This is a genomic window from Frondihabitans sp. OV104 (genome assembly GCF_057787745.1).
The window spans coordinates 3,316,434-3,332,910 of record NZ_CM173541.1; the positions used below are offsets into that span (position 1 = coordinate 3,316,434).

At 71.3% G+C, this 16,477-nt stretch carries 18 protein-coding genes; 14 read left to right on the top strand and 4 right to left on the bottom strand.

Going from position 1 to position 16,477, the window contains the following annotated elements; translation table 11 throughout:
• The first annotated feature begins 77 nt into the window (after positions 1-77).
• Complete coding sequence (locus AC3CBB_RS15665; protein ID WP_488625310.1) at positions 78-329, top strand: hypothetical protein; 252 nt, start codon at positions 78-80, stop codon at positions 327-329.
• A complete protein-coding gene (locus tag AC3CBB_RS15670; protein ID WP_488625311.1) occupies positions 326-1,273 on the top strand; it encodes a GAF domain-containing protein in 948 nt (315 codons plus the stop codon). The genes AC3CBB_RS15665 and AC3CBB_RS15670 overlap by 4 nt, the downstream gene beginning before the upstream one ends.
• Here AC3CBB_RS15670 and AC3CBB_RS15675 read toward each other — a convergent pair.
• Positions 1,270-2,298, bottom strand: coding sequence for an MBL fold metallo-hydrolase (locus tag AC3CBB_RS15675; RefSeq protein ID WP_488625312.1), 1,029 nt, complete (start codon positions 2,296-2,298; stop codon positions 1,270-1,272). The genes AC3CBB_RS15670 and AC3CBB_RS15675 overlap by 4 nt on opposite strands.
• A 60-nt stretch (positions 2,299-2,358) precedes the next feature.
• Here AC3CBB_RS15675 and AC3CBB_RS15680 point away from each other — a divergent pair, with 60 nt between their 5' ends.
• Positions 2,359-3,441, top strand: a complete 1,083-nt coding sequence (locus tag AC3CBB_RS15680) for an alkene reductase (RefSeq protein WP_488625313.1) — start codon at positions 2,359-2,361, stop codon at positions 3,439-3,441.
• 20 nt (positions 3,442-3,461) lie between these two features.
• Here the strand turns inward: AC3CBB_RS15680 and AC3CBB_RS15685 are convergent, their stop codons facing one another.
• Complete coding sequence (locus tag AC3CBB_RS15685) at positions 3,462-4,556, bottom strand: glycerate kinase (RefSeq protein WP_488625314.1); 1,095 nt, start codon at positions 4,554-4,556, stop codon at positions 3,462-3,464.
• 186 nt (positions 4,557-4,742) lie between these two features.
• Between AC3CBB_RS15685 and AC3CBB_RS15690 the strand changes: the two genes are divergently transcribed.
• Both AC3CBB_RS15690 and AC3CBB_RS15695 read left to right on the top strand, forming a co-directional pair.
• Positions 4,743-5,450, top strand: coding sequence for a ScbR family autoregulator-binding transcription factor (locus AC3CBB_RS15690; RefSeq protein ID WP_488625315.1), 708 nt, complete (start codon positions 4,743-4,745; stop codon positions 5,448-5,450).
• A 251-nt stretch (positions 5,451-5,701) separates the two neighbouring features.
• Positions 5,702-6,307 (top strand): GNAT family N-acetyltransferase, encoded by a 606-nt coding sequence (locus tag AC3CBB_RS15695; RefSeq protein WP_488625316.1) that lies wholly within the window; start codon positions 5,702-5,704, stop codon positions 6,305-6,307.
• A 62-nt stretch (positions 6,308-6,369) separates the two neighbouring features.
• Here the strand turns inward: AC3CBB_RS15695 and AC3CBB_RS15700 are convergent, their stop codons facing one another.
• Both AC3CBB_RS15700 and AC3CBB_RS15705 read right to left on the bottom strand, forming a co-directional pair.
• Positions 6,370-6,687: a DUF6504 family protein gene (locus AC3CBB_RS15700; RefSeq protein ID WP_370454108.1), complete on the bottom strand. Its 318-nt coding sequence runs from the start codon at positions 6,685-6,687 to the stop codon at positions 6,370-6,372.
• A gap of 95 nt (positions 6,688-6,782) precedes the next feature.
• Positions 6,783-7,811, bottom strand: coding sequence for a glycosyl hydrolase family 18 protein (locus AC3CBB_RS15705; RefSeq protein WP_488625317.1), 1,029 nt, complete (start codon positions 7,809-7,811; stop codon positions 6,783-6,785).
• 836 nt (positions 7,812-8,647) lie between these two features.
• Between AC3CBB_RS15705 and AC3CBB_RS15710 the strand changes: the two genes are divergently transcribed.
• The 9 genes from AC3CBB_RS15710 to AC3CBB_RS15750 all read left to right on the top strand — a co-directional run bounded on the left by AC3CBB_RS15710 (position 8,648) and on the right by AC3CBB_RS15750 (position 16,239).
• Entirely contained in the window at positions 8,648-9,493 is an 846-nt protein-coding gene (locus AC3CBB_RS15710) for a glycosyltransferase family 2 protein (RefSeq protein WP_123506817.1), read from the top strand.
• Positions 9,490-10,467, top strand: a complete 978-nt coding sequence (locus AC3CBB_RS15715) for a glycosyltransferase family 2 protein (protein ID WP_488625318.1) — start codon at positions 9,490-9,492, stop codon at positions 10,465-10,467. Before AC3CBB_RS15710 ends, AC3CBB_RS15715 begins: the two co-directional genes overlap by 4 nt.
• Before the next feature lie 23 nt (positions 10,468-10,490).
• Positions 10,491-11,825 (top strand): glycosyltransferase family 2 protein, encoded by a 1,335-nt coding sequence (locus tag AC3CBB_RS15720; protein ID WP_488625319.1) that lies wholly within the window; start codon positions 10,491-10,493, stop codon positions 11,823-11,825.
• Positions 11,826-11,947: 122 nt separating this feature from the next.
• Positions 11,948-12,790: a helix-turn-helix transcriptional regulator gene (locus AC3CBB_RS15725; protein WP_488626756.1), complete on the top strand. Its 843-nt coding sequence runs from the start codon at positions 11,948-11,950 to the stop codon at positions 12,788-12,790.
• Between the two features lie 180 nt (positions 12,791-12,970).
• The gene (locus tag AC3CBB_RS15730; RefSeq protein WP_488625320.1) at positions 12,971-14,035 is read left to right on the top strand and encodes a DUF2510 domain-containing protein; all 1,065 of its coding nucleotides are present in this window, start codon (positions 12,971-12,973) and stop codon (positions 14,033-14,035) included.
• A gap of 70 nt (positions 14,036-14,105) precedes the next feature.
• Positions 14,106-14,429: a hypothetical protein gene (locus AC3CBB_RS15735; protein ID WP_488625321.1), complete on the top strand. Its 324-nt coding sequence runs from the start codon at positions 14,106-14,108 to the stop codon at positions 14,427-14,429.
• Between the two features lie 121 nt (positions 14,430-14,550).
• A complete protein-coding gene (locus AC3CBB_RS15740) occupies positions 14,551-14,946 on the top strand; it encodes a DUF1304 domain-containing protein (RefSeq protein ID WP_488625322.1) in 396 nt (131 codons plus the stop codon).
• A gap of 96 nt (positions 14,947-15,042) precedes the next feature.
• The gene (locus tag AC3CBB_RS15745) at positions 15,043-15,333 is read left to right on the top strand and encodes a TnpV protein (RefSeq protein ID WP_123506822.1); all 291 of its coding nucleotides are present in this window, start codon (positions 15,043-15,045) and stop codon (positions 15,331-15,333) included.
• Between the two features lie 21 nt (positions 15,334-15,354).
• Entirely contained in the window at positions 15,355-16,239 is an 885-nt protein-coding gene (locus tag AC3CBB_RS15750; protein ID WP_488625323.1) for a hypothetical protein, read from the top strand.
• The last annotated feature ends 238 nt before the right edge of the window (positions 16,240-16,477 follow it).

The window sequence follows — 16,477 nt, forward strand, 5'->3', positions numbered from 1 at the left end:
CGGCACGGGGGTGTTGTGCTCGCCTCGCCCGCGGGTGATAGTCGATGAGTCGTATTCCACTCAGATCGGACCCCGTCGTGCTGTCTCTGCTCCACTCTCTCGCTCTCCCCTTCTTCCGGGGGCGTTTCGCGGGTGTGGGGGGCCGGCTCACGCTGCCGCGCCCGGACGACGCCCCGTGGGCGCACGCGCCCGGCGTCGACCCCGACCGCATTTTGATCTTCGGCAACGGTGCAGCCGTCGGCTGGGGAGTCCGCAGCCACGACCTCGCTCTTCCGGGTCAGCTCGCGCGCCAGGCAGCGACGTCGACCTCGTCGCCGATCCGACGATGATCACGGCGACCGCCACCCGTGCGGTGCCCGTGGCGCGCCTCGTGTCGTACGACGCGATGGTCGTCGCCCTCGGCCTGAGCGATGCGCTTCGCATGACCTCGCCGGCCCGGTACGAGAGGGATCTCCGTGGACTCCTCTCCCTCCTGATCGCGCACCGTCACGAGGGAGCCGAGATCGCCCTGGTCGCGATCCACCGCCCCTCGTCGCTCGGCCTGTTCTCGCTCAAGAAGGGCAGCGCTCTCGACCGCCACGCCGATCGTCTCAACGCGATCGGCGCGTCCGTCTGCGAGAGCCTCCCCGGCGTCCGCTTCGTCACGATGTCCGATCACGCCGGCGACGCGACCGGAGACGCCCTTCGCAGCACGAGCGCCACCGACCTCTTCCGCGGCATGGCCTCGACCCTCGCGGCCCACCTCGTCGAGCCGCTCGACGCGCAGTTCCAGACGGGTCGCGAGGCCTGTCCCCTTCGCACGTCGCCGCAGAGCGACGAGGACCGCCTGCGCGCCATCCACCGCCTCGGGATCCTCGACTCGCCGGCCGAGAAGCGCTTCGACGACATCGTCGAGCGCGCCCGCATCCTCCTGGCCGCCTCGGGCGCCGCGTTCTCGGTGGTCGACGACGACCGGGTGTGGAACAAGTCGATCTCGGGCGACGGCGTCGTCGAGTTCCCGCTCCGCGGTGCCATGTGCGCCGAGACCATCCGAGGGACCGGACCGTTCATCGTGCCCGACGTCTGGTCGGACGACCGCTTCGTCACGCACCCGTCCGTGCGCTTCTACGCCGGCTACCCGATCGAGGGCCCCGGCGGGCTCCGTATCGGCGCGCTCTGCGTCACCGATCCCCAGCCTCGCCTCGCCGACAGCGTCGACCTGGTGCTCCTCCGCGAGCTGGCCCTGGCCGTGCAGCGGGAGCTGGCGCAGAGCATGGTCCCCCTCCACGCCTAGCCGCTCGCCTCGCCAGACGCATCGAGCCCGGCCGCGACGTAGTCGCGATGCATCTCGGCCTGCTGCAGCGCCGACCACAGCGTGAACCCGTCGAGGCTCGCGAAGCCGCCGGTCCAGGTGAGACGCGATGCGAGCTCCCAGATGCTGAGGCCCGGCGACGCGGCCTCGAGCCCGGCGACCTCGCGCGTACGGCGGAGGTGGTGCTCGCCGCAGGCCCGGGCACGCGGGCCCAGGCCCGTGAAGCGGTAGCCGTGGCCGGGGAGGGCCTGGAGTTCCTGCGCCGCCTGCTCGTCGAGCGACGCCACCCGGTCGATGCTCGCGAGGAAGTCGGCGAGCGGGTTCGTGCTCGAGGGCCCGCCGAGCCCCAGGCCCGAGACGGTGATCGGCAGCACATGGTCGCCGGTGAGCACGAGGCGGCGGTCGGGCTCGTAGAGGCAGAGGTGTCCGGGAGTGTGCCCCGGCGTGTGGACCACGCGCAGGTCGAACCCGGCGATCTCGAGGCGGTCCCCGTCGGCGAGCAGCCGGTCGACCTCCGGAGCGACGACTGCGGGCGCGGCTTCGGCGACCGCTTCGAGCGCAGGAACTCGCGCCTCCGGCACGCCCCACCCCGCCGCCCGCGACCCCACCCCCGCGGGGGTCGGCCCCCCGTCGGCGAGCCTGCGCACCGCGGCCGCCTCGGCCCCGTGCAGCTGCACCGCCGCTCCCGTCTCGGCTCGGAGGCGCTCGGCCATGCCGAGGTGGTCGGCGTGCAGGTGCGTCGCGGTCACCGTGGCCACGTCGGCGGGAACGGCGCCGATCCGCGTCAGCGCGTCGACGAAGCGGACCCAGTTGTCGTCGGTGCCGGTACCCGGGTCGATCACGTGGAGCCCACGCTGCGCATCGCGGACGATGTAGAGCAGGGAGGCGGGGAGGCGCTCGCCGGGCATCGGCTGGCCGAGGGCCCAGACGTCGTCGCGGACGGCCTCCAGCTCGGGGGCGCTGCCGCGCTCGAAGGCGTCGAACTGCGCGGTACTGGTGGGCTGCACGTCGCCAGAGTACGAGCACGCGGACGACAGGTGTCAGGAGCCTCGCCTAAACTCGGCGGAATGGACTTGTTCACGCCCGCCGCCTTCGGCGATCTTCAGCTCGCAAACCGCGTCGTCATGGCTCCGCTCACGCGTCTCCGCTCCAGCGAGAGCGGCGTTCCCGGCCCCCTGGTCGTCGAGTACTACGCGCAGCGCGCGGGCTTCGGCCTCATCGTGAGCGAGGGCGTCTGGCCCGTGCAGGAGGGCAAGGCCTACCCGGGCCAGCCCGGCATCGAGACCGACGAGCAGGTCGAGGCCTGGCAGCTCGTCACCGCCGCCGTCCACGCGCGGGGCGGGCAGATTGTTCTCCAGCTGATGCACGGCGGTCGCGTCTCGCACACCGAGATCACCGGCACGGATCGCATCGTCGGCCCGAGCGCCGTCGCCATCGACGGCGAGGCGCACACGCCCGTCGGCAAGAAGGCGTTCCCGGTTCCGCACGCGCTCTCGACCGACGAGCTGTCGGAGGTCCGCGACCAGCTCGTGCTGGCCGCCCGCAACGCCATCCGCGCCGGCTTCGACGGCGTCGAGGTGCACTCGGCCAACGGCTACCTGCTGCACGAGTTCCTGTCGCCGGTGTCGAACGCGCGCGACGACCAGTACGGCGGCAGCCCCGAGAACCGCGCCCGGTTCGTCATCGAGGTGACGAAGGCGATCCGCGAGGCGATCGGCGCGGGCCGCACCGGCATCCGCATCTCGCCGGCGCACAACATCCAGGGCATCGCGGAGGTCGACGAGGCCGACGTGCACGCCACCTACGGCGTCCTCATGGACGCCCTCGAGCCGCTCGGCCTCGCCTACGTGTCGATCCTGCGCGCCGACCTCGACAGCGAGCTCGTCCGCGACCTGCACGAGCGCTTCGGCGGTGCGTACATCGTGAACTCCGGCTTCTCCGAGATCACGACGCGCGGCGAGGCGATCCACCTCGTCGAGGCGACGCACGCCGACGCAGTCGCGATCGGCCGGCTCGCGATCGCCAACCCCGACCTCGTCGAGCGCTGGGAGTCCGAAGCCGAGGTCAACGAGCCCAACGCCGCGACGTTCTACGGCGCGGGCGCCGAGGGCTACACCGACTACCCCGTGCTGGAGTCGTCGCGCGCATAGTGCGATAGGGCGCAGGAAGGTCAGGCGGCCCCGTCGAACCCCGCCGCCAGGGCTGCGCCCGCGCGCTCGAGCGCAGCTTCGCCGTGCGCGATCGCGGCCTCGACGGATCCCTCGAGCTCAGCGAGGGCCACCGCTGCGACGAACCCGTCCGTCCGCGCGTCGATCGATCCGGCGACCAGGGCTACGGGCACCCCTTGCGCGTGCGCGAGCCCGGCCACGTGCGAGGGCAGCTTTCCCTGTGCCGACTGGGCGTCGTATCTGCCCTCGCCCGTGATGATCAGGTCGGCGCCGTCGAGGGCGGCCTCGAGGCCGACGGCGTCGGCCACGACGCCCGCGCCCGGCTCGAGCGTCGCCCCCCACGCGAGCAGGCCGAACGACGTGCCGCCCGCCGCGCCCGCTCCGGCCGTCTCCGCCGACGCCGGGAGCAGCCCCGCGTAGTGGGCGAGCCCCGCGTCCATCGCCTCGACGTCGTCGGCCGTCGCTCCCTTCTGCGGTCCGAACACCGCTGCAGCGCCGTCCGGCCCGAGCAGCGGGTTCGCGACGTCCGACACCACGATCGCACCCCGCGTCGGCACCGCCAGCATCGCGGTCAGATCGACGGACGCGAGGTCGGCGAGTCCTCGCGCGCCCGGTCGGATCGGGTTGCCGTGGGCGTCGTCGAGCCGAGCGCCGAGCGCCTGCAGGGCTCCGGCACCGCCGTCGGTCGAGCAGCTGGAGCCCACGGCGAGCAGGAGGCGGCTTGCCCCGGCGGCCAGCGCGTCGGCGATGGCCTCGCCGAAGCCGCGTCCCGTGGCGTCGAGGGGGAGGAGGCCGCCCTCGCTGAGCAGGGTGATGCCGCTCGTCGTCGCCAGCTCGACGACGGCCGTCCCGTCGGGGAGCATCAGCCACGATGCGTCGACGGGGGCTCCGTCGGGACCGGTCACGGTCACTCGGTGCCGGATGCTCCCGGCGACGGACGACTCGAATGCGGCGAGCGTTCCCTCGCCGCCGTCCGCGAGCGGGAGCAGCACGAGCTCATCGTCGCGGCGGCTCCGCCAGCCGCGCGCGATCGCCTCGGCGACCTCTCGCGCCGACGCGCTGCCCTTGAACGAGTCCGGAGCCACGACGATCTTCATGGTTCGACACTGCCCTATCCGAAGGCTCCACGGTCTTGCATTCAGCACGGACATCCGTTTGCGCCCGTTCGGACACTTGACCAGGCAGAAACGGCGGCGTACAGGTTCGTCCGCGGTTAACATGAAAAGCGCGCAGCCGAGCCTGCGGGCGGGGGCTGCTGCAAGAGAAAGACGACGGCGATCACCGTGCCGAATGACTCCACCCCCTCTCCAGAGACTCCGGCCGAGCGCGAGCTCCTGACGTCGCCGCCGCCCCTCGAGAAGCCTCGCCAGGAGCGCGCGCAGGCCACGCAGGCGGCCATCGTCCTGGCCGCGGCGACGATCTTCGCCGAGCGCGGGTACGCCCGCACGACTCTCGACGTCGTCGCGGTCGAGGCCGGCGTGACGAAGGGGGCCCTGTACTTCCACTTCGCGTCGAAGCGCGACCTGGCCAACGCCGTCATCGCCGAAGAGCTCCGGATGACGACAGAGAGCGCCAGGGAGATCCTCGACGCAGGAGCTCCGCCCGTCGAGACGCTCATCCGCCTCAACCGCAACCTGGTGCAGCAGATCGTGAGCGATGTGGTCGTCGCGGCCGGGGTCAAGCTCACGACCGAGGAGCTCGTGGCGCAGCTCGAGATCCAGGCGCCGTACGCGACCTGGACCGACCTCTACGTCCACCTCTTCCAGCGCGCGATCGACGACGGCGAGCTGAGGGCCGACCTCGACGCCCTCAAGCTGGCGCGCTTCGTCGTCGGCGCCTTCACCGGCGTGCAGCTCGTCTCGAACTCGCTGAACGGGCGAGTCGACCTGTTCGACCGCGTGCGCGAGATGTGGGAGCTCCTGCTACCGGGCATCTCGTCGCCGGACTGCCTCGAGGAGTGCGCAGCGCTGCCCGCACTCATCCGGCACTGACCCCATCTGACCCCGAGCCCATCCGGCGAGCCCCCCGAACGGGTGTCCTCCATTCGGCGGTCTGGAAAAGTACCAGACGGTATGGTTTGATCGTTGAATCGGCACGGAGGGGCCGGCTGGTGTCGGCTCGCGAGGTCGATACCGTGGGGATCAGGCTGCACCGGCTGCGAAGTCGGTGCAGGCCTGGCTCGCGGCGGCGAACTCGCTCTCTCCCCACTGCGGGTCAGCGCATCGTCCTCTAGGGTCGTCGCATGGACTTCACGGCCCGCCCCACTCTGACCGGCGACCTGGTCACCCTCGCGCCGCTGTCGCCGGAGCACGCCGCGGATCTGGCCGAAGCGGTGGCCGCGGGCGAGCTCTGGACGACCTGGTACGCCACGCACATCGCCGCTCCCGAGACCATGGCAGACGACATCGACGCTCGGCTGGCCCTCCACGCCGCCGGACAGTCGGTGCCGTGGGCGATCGTCGACAACCGCACCGGCCGTGCTGTCGGCATCACGACGGTGCTGAACCTCGAGCCGGCCAATCGCCGCCTCGAAATCGGCTCCACCTGGATCGGGCGCGAGTTCCAGCGCACCGGGATCAACACGGAGGCGAAGCTGCTGCTGCTGCGGCACGCGTTCGAATCGCTCGGCTGCATCGCCGTTGAATTTCGGGTGCACTGGCACAACCAGCAGTCGCGGGCCGCGGTCGCCCGCCTCGGCGCCAAGCAGGACGGCGTCCTCCGCAACCACAAGGTCTGGCCCGACGGCACGATCCGCGACACGGTCGTCTTCTCCATCATCGACGGCGAGTGGCCCACCGTCCGGCAGTCGCTGATCCAGCGCTTGGCCGCCGCCCGCTCGCCCCGCTGACTGTCCGCCCGAGTTCGCCGCCGGCCGGCCGAGGCGGCCGGAACCGGACGCGCAACTGCGGTTCAGAGGTAGGTGCGGAGCAGACGCCAGCGCGCGGCGTAGCGATCGAGGGCCACGTCGAACACGAGGCTCTCGCCGGTCTCGGCCGTGGCCTGGAATCGCCACGACTCGCGGGGCTCGGGCGGGTGCGTGATCGCGGGGTCGAATGCGGCCTCGTTCTGCCAGCCGGCCTCGCCGTGCCAGCCGGGCTGCGTCGGGGCCAGCCGAGTGGGGGTGTCGCTCACGCGGAATCGGCGCGCTCGCCACACGATCCGCTCGGGAAGGCCGGTGTCAGAGACCCACACCGTCACCGGTTCGTCGACCCGCGTCATGACGTCCACCCTGCTCCTCTCGTGGAGAAAATCGAACGTATGTTCGATAGGGGGAGAGCGTACGTCGAAATGGTGCGACGCGCCAAACGGGTTTCGAGACGGCGTCAGGAGGCCCGCGTGATCCGGTCGCCGGTCGAGATCTGCCAGAGGGCGACCCCGTGCAGGCCGATCGACTTCGCGTAGTTGGCCCGTGTCGTGAGCGACCGTCCGTCCGACCACCACAGCACGGTGCCGTCGGCGAGCTTGGCGGTCCACTCGCCCTGCGCCGCCACCCAGCTGGCGCGGGTGCCGGCCTTCGATCGCGCCTGCGCCGGCGTGACGACTCCGCCCGATCCGCTCGTCTTCCAGGTGTAGCCGTAGCCGGCGACGCCGAGGTCGACCTTCTTCGCCGGCACCAGGCTCGTGAGCGCGGCGACCGCCTGCTTCATCCAGGGGAGCCCGCCGACGGGGCCGGCCTCGCTGAAACCCGAGCCGTGCTCGTCGTAGGCCATCAGCACGAAGCGGTCGACGTCGGCCGTGAGCGATGGCAGGTCGTAACCCGCCGCTGCATAGGCGTCCGGCGACGTGGACGCCATGAGCGCCATCGAGATGGTCGCCTTCGCCGGCAGGGCGGCGCGCAGCTCGGACACGAACGACACCAGGTCGTCCGAGTTCGCCGCCGACAGGTACTCGAGGTCGAGCTGGACGCCGTCGTAGCCGCCGTGCTCGACCTCGCCTGCGAGGCCCGAGATGACGAACTCGCGGTTCGCCTCGCTCGACAGCATCTTCGTCGCGATCTCGGCGCTGAAGTCGCCCTTGGCCTGGTCGATGTTGTTCATCAGCAGCTCGGCCTTCTTGCCGTCGGCGTGCGCCTTCTTCAGGATCGCCAGCGCCTCCTCGGACGACGCGGCGACCCCGCCCCCCTCCGCGGTGAGGCTGACGCCCGAGATGCCCACGGTGTCGATCGCGGCCGTGTCGCGCGCGAGCGCCTTCAGCGTCGCCGCGCTCGCCGTGCCGTAGCCCTCGACGGCCAGGCCGGCCGGGATGCTGGCGGCGTGCGAGTCGGCCGAGCTGCTCGAGCAGCCCGCCGTCAGGAGCAGGGCCACTGCCGCCACCCCGGCGAGCACGACCCTGGAACGCGAGCGATGGTTCATGCGACGAGGGTACTGGCACTACCTCGCGAGCCGCCCCCAGAGCGCCCAGAGCCTCCGAGCCGCCTGCCACTACCCCCAGTTCGGGTGACCGAGGGGGGCGAGAGGGGGCGCAGGAACTCGGGGCGGCCGCCCCCGATTCGGGGTCAGACGCCGTGGATCGACGGACGCCGCCCGCAGTTCCTGCGCTTCGGCTATCCACAGGGCCAGGGGTACACAGCGCGTTTCAGTCGGCAGAAAGGAGGACACGACGGGGGACCGTGTCCGCACTGCGGGAGACCGCGCCTACCGCGCCGGCCGGTAGCGCTTGCAGTCGCACAGGCTGCAGTCGGAGCCTCGCCGATAGTGCTCGTGGGCTTCTCCGACGTGCCCGCACAGGCAGACGGGCGGGTGGCTCGAGTCGGCGGTCGGCATTGATCCTGATTTCGATGATGAGGGCGGGCGGGGCACGGTGATCTCCTCGCTCGTCGAGTGTGCCGGAAAACCGCGTTCGGCACCACGGGCGGCCGAGATGTGCCCGGGGTACAGCTGTGTCCTCCATGGGGACCACCGGTGTCCTCCCTGTTGCCCACGAACCGGGTGACAAACGGGGGACCGAAACGGCCCGCAGATGGCGAGAACCCTGTGAAGGACCCCCCGTACGCGGGGGTTCTCGCTTCGATCCGGACGAGGCTAGTTTGGCAACACCCGAAGACGAACGGAGCCTCCCGAAAGGCTTCGCCCGTCACAGGGGCGGTCGACCCGAAAGGCCGCCCCGACATCTGCCGGTCGAATCACCCAGACTCCTCACCGGCGGATGAGTCACCCCCCTGATCCGCCTACCCGAATGGCAGTTCCCCATGATCGTCCGCACGCCCCTGCGCCCCGCAAACCCGACCATCTCGATCATCGTTCCGACTCGCAACGAGGCGAAGAACCTCGAGGTCATCCTCCCCCAGCTCCCCGACGTGCACGAGGTCATCCTGGTCGACGGCAACTCGGTCGACGGCACCGTGGAGGCGGCCCGGCGCGTGCTGCCCGGCATCAAGATCGTCCAGCAGACCCGCACGGGCAAGGGCAACGCCCTGGCCTGCGGCTTCGAGGCGGCCACCGGCGACATCATCGTCATGTTCGACGCCGACGGCTCCGCCGACCCGGCCGAGATCCCCGCGTTCGTCGAGACCCTGGTCAGGGGCGCCGACGTCGCCAAGGGCTCGCGCTTCCGCAGGGGCGGCGGCTCGGAAGACCTGACGCTCTTCCGCTCCGGCGGAAACCTCGGCCTCAACCTGATCTGCAACATCCTGCTCGGAACCAAGTACTCCGACCTCTGCTATGGCTACAACGCGTTCTGGCGCGACGTGCTCCCCGCGATCGACCTGCTCGACTCGTCGCTGCCGGCGCCCGTGGGCGGCGGCATGCTGTGGGGCGACGGCTTCGAGATCGAGACCATCCTGACCTGCCGCTTCGCCCAGGCGGAGCTCCGCGTCGTCGAGGTGCCCTCGTTCGAGAAGAACCGCATCCACGGCGAGTCGAACCTCAACGCCATCAGCGACGGCATCCGCGTGCTCAAGACCATCTTCGACGAGAAGCGCCGCGACAACTCCGCCTACGCCGCCGCGACCGCGTCGGCCTCCGCCCCCGAGCGCGAGCTCATCGGCGCCGTCACCGCTCCGATCCGCATCCAGTCCGACCGCGAACTCGCGTGAGCGCCCCCCTCACCGTCACCGTCGTCGTCTGCGCCTACACTCAGCGCCGCTGGCACGATCTCCAGGACTCCGTCGAGTCGGCCCGCCTGCAGAGCGGCACGACCGAGGTCGTCGTCGTCATCGACCACGAGCCCGAGCTGCTCCGCATGGCGCAGGACCGCTGGCCGACCCTGACCGTCCTCGAGAACACCGAGGCCCGGGGTCTCTCGGGCGCTCGCAACACCGGCGTCCGTGCCGCGACCGGCGAGGTCGTCGCGTTCCTCGACGACGACGCCATCGCCGACGCCGACTGGCTCACCTGGCTGATGGACGCCTTCGACGACGTTCACGTCGCCGGCGTCGGCGGCCACGCGCAGCCCGTGTGGCCCGACGAGCGCGGTCCGAGGCTCTACCCGGACGAGCTCCTCTGGATCGTCGGCTGCAGCTACACCGGCCTCCCCACCGAGACGGCCGACGTCCGCAACGTGATCGGCTGCTCCATGGCGTTCCGCCGTGCGGCGATCCTCACCGCCGGCGGCTTCTCGTCGGCCGTCGGCCGGGTCGGCAACGTCCCGCTCGGCGGCGAGGAGACCGAGCTGTGCATCAGGATCCGCCAGGCGGATCCTGCTGCCCGGGTCGTCTACGAACCCATGTCGCTCGTGCACCACCGCGTGTCGGCCGACCGGGGCACCTGGCGCTATCTGCGTCGCCGCTCGTTCTACGAGGGAGTCTCGAAGGCCGTGCTCAGCCGGTCGCTCGGACGGACCGATTCCCTCTCGAGCGAGTCGGCGTACCTGACGCGCGTGCTGCCCAAGGCGTTCTTCCGAGAGCTCGGCGAGTTCCGCGACGGGGGCATCCGGCGCGCCGCGGCCATCGCGCTGACCGTCTCGGCGACGATCGCCGGCTACGCCGTCGGCGTGGTCTCGGGTGCCACGGCAGCGGACTCCCCCTCCCTGTCGAAGCAGATCCGGCGGCACGCGGTCGTCGCACGGTGATCGCGCTGCGCTTGGAGCGCCCGATGGACAGCCCGATCGCCCCCGACTGGTCGGGGGCGATCTGGATCGGCGCAGTCGACGTCGCCTCTCTGGAGGGCGTCCACGGTGACACTGTCGTGCTCGGCGACAGCACCGGCTACAGGCGGGCGCGGCTCCTGATCCGCCGCGGACGCGCCGTGCTGGGCTTCGTCGAGCTCCCCGTGGTCGACCTCCCGCAGATCGGCGGAAGCGTCTCGTTCGACGACCTCGTGTCGAAGATCGCGAAGCTCGGCCCCGTCGCGGGCTCGATCGATCCGATCCACCTCCCGACGGTCACCGTCATCGTCTGCACGCGCGACCGCGCCGACCAGCTCCGCGGCGCGCTCACCTCGGTTCTGGCGATCGACTACCCGGCCTTCGACGTCATCGTGGTCGACAACGCTCCGGCGACCGACGCCACGCGCGTGCTCGTCGAGACCGAGTTCGCCGACCCGCGCGTCCGCCTCATCCGCGAGCCCCTCGCCGGCCTCTCGCGAGCCCGCAACACCGGTCTCATCGCCTCGACAGGCGAGTTCGTCGCCTTCACAGACGACGACGTCGTGGTCGACAGCCACTGGCTGCGCGCCCTCATCGCCGGCTTCGCCCGCGGCGCCGACGTCGACTGCGTCACCGGCCTCGTGCCGAGCGGCGAGCTGCGCACCCCCGTGCAGCGCTTCTTCGACGACCGCGTGAGATGGTCGGGCAACCTGGTGCCTCGCGAGTTCCGGCTCTCGGCGCCTCCGGCCGACCTGCCCATGTTCCCGTTCTCGGTCGGCGAGTTCGGCACCGGCGCCAACTTCGCGCTGCGCCGCACCCGCGCCATCGAGCTCGGCGGCTTCGACACCGCGTTCGGAGTCGGCACCCGCACCGGCGGCGGCGAGGACCTCGACATCTTCACCCGCGTCCTGTTCGCAGGATCGGCCCTCGTGGTCGAGCCCTCGGCCCTCGTCTGGCACCGCCACCGCGCCGACCTCGGCGCGCTCCGGGCTCAGGCGGTGGGCTACGGCACCGGGCTCGGCGCCTGGCTGACCAAGGTCGCGCTCGACCCGACCATGATGAAGGTCGCCGTCCGCCGCGCCCCGTCGGCCCTGCGCCGCCTCGCGGCCAAGGGCGGCGGAACCCTCGAGAGCGGCGAGCCTGTCTCGGACGAGTCGGCTCGACTCGGCGTCACCGCGGCTCCGGCCGAGGGCGGCACCGACTGGGCCAAGGCCGTGTCGAAGGTCGGCTGGACCGAGCTGGTGTCGGTCGCCAAGGGGCCGGGCCGCTACCTGCGGCAGCGCTGGAACGGCACGGGACTGATTGATCCTCAGATCCGGACGGCGGCACTCGCGCGTCGATGACCGCCCCTGCCGGACGGCCGCGACTGTCGCCACGAATCTCCTCGATATTGCGGGGCGGGGCGGGCGGGGAGCGGCGGTCCCTGGCTCGCCGGCGGCGCCGGGCGGAGGATGGACGCATGGACATGGACCGCGCCCAGCTCGCCGACTTCCTGCGGCGCCGCCGCGAGGCGCTGACCCCGGCCGACGTCGGACTCGCCGCCGGCAGCCGCCGTCGCACCCCGGGCCTGCGCCGCGAGGAGGTCGCCCTGCTCGCCGGCATGAGCGTCGACTACGTCGGCCGTCTCGAGCAGCAGCGCGCCACGCAGCCGTCCGAGCAGATGCTCGGCGCCATCACGCGGGCCCTGCGCCTGACGCTCGACGAGCGAGACCACCTCTTCCGCCTCGCCGGCCACAACCCGCCGCAGCGGCTCGGGTCGGGCGACCACGTGAACGCGACGATCCTGCGGATCCTCGACCGCCTGCACGACACCCCGGCGCAGGTCGTCGACGACCTCGGGCGCACGCTCGTGCAGAACCCCCTCGCCGTCGCGCTCATGGGAGACGACGAACGGTTCAGCGGACTCGACCGCAGCCTCGTGCACCGCTGGTTCACGCGGCCCGACGGGCGCGACGTCTACCCGGAGCAGGACCACGCCTTCCAGTCGCGCTTCCAGGTCGCCGAGCTCCGGGCCGCCGTCGGCCGCTACGGCGCGAACGATCCCCGGGTCGCGCCGATCCTCGCCAGCCTCCTGGCCGGCAGCGCCGAGTTCGTCGAGCTCTGGAAGAGGCACGAGGTCGCCTCGCGGGTCAGCAACGAGAAGCGGATCCGGCACGCAGAGCTCGGCGTCATCGAGGTGCGGTGCGAGATCCTCACCGTCAGCGACGCGTCCCAGCGCCTGCTCGTGTTCACGGCCGAGCCCGGCAGCGAGTCGGCGGCGAAGCTCGACCTGCTCGGCGTGGTGGGGCGGCAGACCTTCGCCGAGTGAGGCTCTCCGCGTGAGATGGCCCTCCCGGTCGCTCCGGGGCGGGTTGGGTGACGTCGAGGGCCATCTCGCGACGTTCCCTGGTCTCTGCAAGGAAGCCGGACCTAGGCTGGGCCTGCACGAACCCCGAGAACGTCCGCGGGCGCAGGAACTGCGCCCGGCGTCTAGAACGAATGGAACTCCGTGAGCGACTCGACCGGCGCATCGCCGCAGCCCGGCTGGTACCCCAACCCGTCCGGAGACCCCGGCTACCGCTGGTGGGACGGCCGCGCCTGGACGGAGCACGTGCGCGCACCGGAGCCGCAGGCTCCGCTGCACCAGCACGATGCGGCGCCCGCCGCCCCCGCTCCGGCGGCCCCGGCGGCGGCCGTGGGAGTTCCTGCGCCCTCGTCGGCCGTCGAGCCCGAGGCGGCCGCACCCGCGCTCGACCTCGGCAAGCGCGATGACGACAAGCCCGCGTACGGCGAGCGGATCCCGGGTTACCAGACGCCGGGCTCGGCCCGGCCCGAGCAGCAGCAGCCGGCCCAGCCGTACGGCCAGCAGCAGGGCTACGGCCAGCAGAGCGGCTACGGCCAGCAGCAGACCGGCTACGGGCAGCAGAGCGGCTACGGGCAGCAGCAGCCGCACGGCCAGCAGTCGCCTTACGGCACGCAGCAGGGCTACGGCCAGCAGCAGCCGGTCGGGACGCAGCCCTACGGCGCTCAGCAGCAGCCCTACGGCGGCTACGGCGGCCAGCAGTACGGCTACGGCCAGCCGATCCCGAAGGCGCCCGAGGGTGCCAAGGTCACGAACATCTTCATCTGGCTGATCGTGCTCCTGCCGATCATCTCGCTGATCTTCAGCCTGGCCTCGATCGCCAGCCTCCAAGGGGTCGTCGAAGACGTCATCAAGTCGGCGCAGACCGATCCGACGGGGTCGACCGTGCCCACGACGCCAACCACACCGCTCGAGATCGTCGGCAACGTGGTGGGCATCCTGATCGCGGCGGCCACCATCGTCCTCGCCTACTTCGACTGGAAGGCGCTCAAGGCCGCCGGGGTCGTGCGCCCCTTCCACTGGGCCTTCGCGTTCTTCGCTCTGATCACGCCGCTCGTCTACATCATCGGCCGCAGCGTCGTCGTGCACCGCCGGTCGGGTCGTGGTCTCCTGCCCCTCTGGGTGTCCATCGCGATCGCCGTGATCGGACTCGTCCTCGGCATCACCGCGTTCGTAGGGATCATCTCGGGCGTGATGGGGTCGATCAACTAGTCCGCTCTCTCGCACCGCGCCCTGGGCGTTGCCTCCGCAACCCGGGTCGCGGCGGCGTACCGTGCAGGCCATGAACGGGTTGACCGAAAGCGAGGCGGCGTCTCTGGCGCTCGCCCTCGTCGCGGTGGCAACGGCCTCCGTCGACGGCGGGGAAGACGCCATGCGCGCCAGCGACCACGGACTCGTTGAGCTCGTCGACGGCCTCTCCGACGTGCCCCTTACCGACCGCCAGGCCGAAGTCGTCGAGATGATCGGGTCGGCCAGCGCGGCCATCACCGCAGGCATCAGCAGCGCGCTCGCTGAGCAGCGAGACCTCGACGTGCACGTCGTGCTCCGCCTCGCGGCCCGCGCAGTGGTCGAGCACTCGCACGGCGCCGGCGGCCGCGCGGCCTGAGTCCGCGACCAGAGCCGCGGGCGGCGCGACACGCCTTCGCCTCCGCGGTTCCGGTCCGTCGCTGGACCATGCTGAGAGCAGGGCGCAACCGGCCCGTCGTCGCACTGACAGGGGTCCGCGCATGCTCATCGCCGCAATGGTGGTCGCGGGGCTCGCCGCCCTCCTCCACATCGTGTTCTTCGTGCTCGAGAGCGTGCTCTGGAGGCGGCCCGCCGTGTTCGGCCGGTTCGGCATCGCCACGCAGGCGGAGGCCGACACCATCCGGCCGATGGCGTACAACCAGGGGTTCTACAACCTCGCCCTCGCCATCGGCGTCATCGTCGGCATCGTCCTGCTGGGAGGCGCCGACGGTGCGTTCGTCGCGGGCAAGACGCTGGTGATCTTCGGCACGGCCTGCATGGCCGTCGCCGGCATCGTGCTCTCCACCACGGGTCGTGCCTACTTCCGGCCGGCGCTCATCCAGTTCGTGCCCGCTGTGGTGGCACTCATAGTGACCGCAATGGCACCTGCGTCCTGATTCCAAGGGCTGAGGATCAGTCTCGGGGTGGATGCACTGCAGGCGTCCGTGCTGTGGAGTGGAACCCACGGACCAAGGGTGGGGGCGGGAGCTGACGTGAACGCGTACGGAGAACTGGCACAGGACCTGTGGAGGGCCGCCGACGAGCGGCGCTTCGCGCAGATGCAGCACCGTGACGACTTCTTCGCCGAGCTCGGATCGCGCGTCGCCCGTCGGGTCGATGAGCTCGTGCCGGTGTTCGCCGGCGATGCCCCGACCCGCGAGCCTGGTCGCCTCCGCGACCTCCGGCTCCGCAAGGCGAAGAAGCAGGCCGAGGAGGTCGCCTTCCAGGAGCTCATCTTCTCGCAGACGGTGGCGCCCCCGGCTGAGGTGTTCGCCGACGCCTGAGCCTGCTGGGAGGATTGAGGCGTGACCTCGACGCCTCCCGCCCTCGGCCTCCTCCTCGACGTGGACGGCCCCATCGCCAGCCCGATCACCCGCAGCATCAACCTGCCCGAGATCACCCGCGACCTCGTCGCCCTCGCGCACGCGGGCGTCCCGCTCGTCTTCAACACCGGCCGATCCGACGCGTTCATCCGCGAGGAGGTCGTGAGGCCGCTGCTCGCCGCGGGGCTCCGCGCTGACAGCCGCGTGCACGGCATCTGCGAGAAGGGCGCCGTCTGGTTCTCGATCGGCCCGCAGTACGGCCCTGCCGGCACGAGCGAGATCTACGTCGACGAGTCCCTCGCGATGCCGATCGACTTCGCCGCCGAGATGGACGAGCTCGTGCAGGCGCGCTTCGCCGACAGCGTCTTCTTCGACCACACCAAGCGCGCGATGGTGTCGGTCGAGCAGCTCACGTCGATCGATACCGAGGCCTACCTGGCGATCCAGCCCGTCTTCGACGACCTCGCCATGGCCTCGCTCCAGCGGCGCGGCTTCGGCGTGCGGCGGATGGACGACGAGCGCCCCGACGCCGACGGCGCTGTGCAGTGGCGCATCGACCCGACCATCATCTCGACCGACATCGAGTCGGTCGTCCTCGGCAAAGACCTGGGTGCGAAGCGGGCTCTCGAGCTGCTCGCCCTCGACGGCGCGCTGCCTCTCTCGTGGCGCACGGTGGGCGACTCGCGGAGCGACTACGCCATGGCCGACTGGCTGGACGCCGAAGGCTACGAGGTCGAGCACGTCGACGTGCGGCCGTCCGACGGGGTGCCCGAGAAGGGGTATCCGATCCGGGTGAGCGCCAGCGGGGCCATCCACGACGAGGCGGGGGCCGAGTTCCTGCGCTCGTGGCTGGAGCAGGTGGCCTGACGGCGTCGCGCGCCTGAGAAACCCCTGGCAGCGATGGCGTCATCGACACGGCACCCGCCGGGTGGGTAAGCGTTGTCATCGGGTGGTCTACGCGGGTGAGAGGCCCGTTATGCGGGGGACAAAGGCACAAGTGCCCCCCTTTTGCACCCCAAACGGGGGTCGGTCAAAAGAGGGACCTCAGGATAATCTGACCAGACCAACTCGGACGGCCGCCCAACCGTCTGCAGAGCACGATGGC

Excerpts from the sequence above, each read along its gene's own strand:
- AC3CBB_RS15720 (WP_488625319.1), top strand. The coding sequence starts at position 10,491 with ATGGACAGCCCGATCGCCCCCGACTGGTCGGGGGCGATCTGGATCGGC.
- AC3CBB_RS15695 (WP_488625316.1), top strand. The coding sequence starts at position 5,702 with ATGGACTTCACGGCCCGCCCCACTCTGACCGGCGACCTGGTCACCCTC.
- AC3CBB_RS15710 (WP_123506817.1), top strand. The coding sequence starts at position 8,648 with ATGATCGTCCGCACGCCCCTGCGCCCCGCAAACCCGACCATCTCGATC.
- AC3CBB_RS15670 (WP_488625311.1), top strand. The coding sequence starts at position 326 with ATGATCACGGCGACCGCCACCCGTGCGGTGCCCGTGGCGCGCCTCGTG.
- AC3CBB_RS15735 (WP_488625321.1), top strand. The coding sequence starts at position 14,106 with ATGAACGGGTTGACCGAAAGCGAGGCGGCGTCTCTGGCGCTCGCCCTC.
- AC3CBB_RS15705 (WP_488625317.1), bottom strand. The coding sequence starts at position 7,811 with ATGAACCATCGCTCGCGTTCCAGGGTCGTGCTCGCCGGGGTGGCGGCA.
- AC3CBB_RS15725 (WP_488626756.1), top strand. The coding sequence starts at position 11,948 with ATGGACCGCGCCCAGCTCGCCGACTTCCTGCGGCGCCGCCGCGAGGCG.
- AC3CBB_RS15685 (WP_488625314.1), bottom strand. The coding sequence starts at position 4,556 with ATGAAGATCGTCGTGGCTCCGGACTCGTTCAAGGGCAGCGCGTCGGCG.
- AC3CBB_RS15740 (WP_488625322.1), top strand. The coding sequence starts at position 14,551 with ATGCTCATCGCCGCAATGGTGGTCGCGGGGCTCGCCGCCCTCCTCCAC.
- AC3CBB_RS15680 (WP_488625313.1), top strand. The coding sequence starts at position 2,359 with ATGGACTTGTTCACGCCCGCCGCCTTCGGCGATCTTCAGCTCGCAAAC.